The 1,203-nt window shown below is 31.6% G+C and carries 1 protein-coding gene; it reads left to right on the top strand.

All coding sequences use genetic code 11. The features are described 5' to 3' along the window. On the top strand, nucleotides 1-1,131 hold a 1,131-nt coding region (locus tag C7U55_RS13395; RefSeq protein ID WP_106988966.1), incomplete at its 5' end, for an IS256 family transposase. Nucleotides 1,132-1,203 lie beyond the last annotated feature (72 nt).

Raw genomic sequence — 1,203 nt, 5'->3', positions numbered from 1 at the left:
TTATTTGAATCAATGCTTCAAGGTGAAATGAATAATCATCTTGGCTATGAATCCAATGATAAAGGTATCAAACAAACAGAAAACAGAAGAAATGGTTACACAAAGAAAACACTTAAGACATCACATGGTGAAGTGGAGATTGAATCACCTAGAGATCGTGATGGATCGTTTGAACCAGTACTGGTACCTAAACGTAAAAAAGATGTTTCTGCAATTGAAGAAAAGGTGCTCGCAATGTATGCCAGAGGAATGTCGCAAAGAGATATTTCTAAAACTGTTGAATACATTTATGGTTTTTCYGTATCACATGAAATGATATCTGACATTACTGATGCAATATTGCCTGAATTAGAAGAATGGCGTAATAGACCGCTTAAAAAATGCTATCCATTCTTATTTGTAGATTGTATGTATGTGTCATTAAGACATGATTATGAAGTAAATCAAACTGCTGTATATGTAATTTTGGGGTATGATCTAAGAGGYCATAAAGAAATCTTAGGATTATGGTTATCACCAACCGAAAGCAAGAATCAATGGATGCAGATTTTTGATGAATTAAAAGCTAGAGGATTAGAAGATGTGTTCTTTATTTCTATGGATGGTGTATCGGGTTTAGAGGAAGGTGCAAAAGCTATCTTTCCTAAAGTCGTTGTTCAAAGATGTATTGTACACTTAATAAGAAACTCTATTAAATATGTACCAAGTAAAGACTATAAGAAATTCACACAATCTTTAAAAAGAATCTATGGTGCTACTAATATAAAAACTGCAAAAACGGCTTTTGAAACATTTCAAAAAGAATGGGCTCAATACCCAGGTGCCATAGATGTTTGGAAACGAAATTTCATACATGTAGAACAGCTTTTTAACTATGGAAGTGATGTTAGAAAAATCATGTATACGACTAACGCGATTGAATCAGTTAATTCTAGTTTTAGAAAAGTCACTAAAAAAGGAACATTTCCTAATGAGAATGCATTGTTTAAACTTTTATATCTAAGAATCAAAGAATTAGAAAACAAATGGGAAAATGGTCATATTAGGAATTGGTCAATGGTATTAAATCAATTGATGATAGATGATCATTTTACAACTAGAATCAATCAATATTTAAGTAGCCAATCTTAACCAAGAAGGATGCAATTGTTCATATATTGCATAACCTTTTATATACTCAAAAAGCAGCAGTATTAAAGATAA

The sequence above is a fragment of the Faecalibacillus faecis genome (assembly GCF_003024675.1).
GTDB classification, from domain to species: domain Bacteria; phylum Bacillota_I; class Bacilli_A; order Erysipelotrichales; family Coprobacillaceae; genus Faecalibacillus; species Faecalibacillus faecis.
This window is presented reverse-complemented; position numbering and strand designations above follow the sequence as displayed.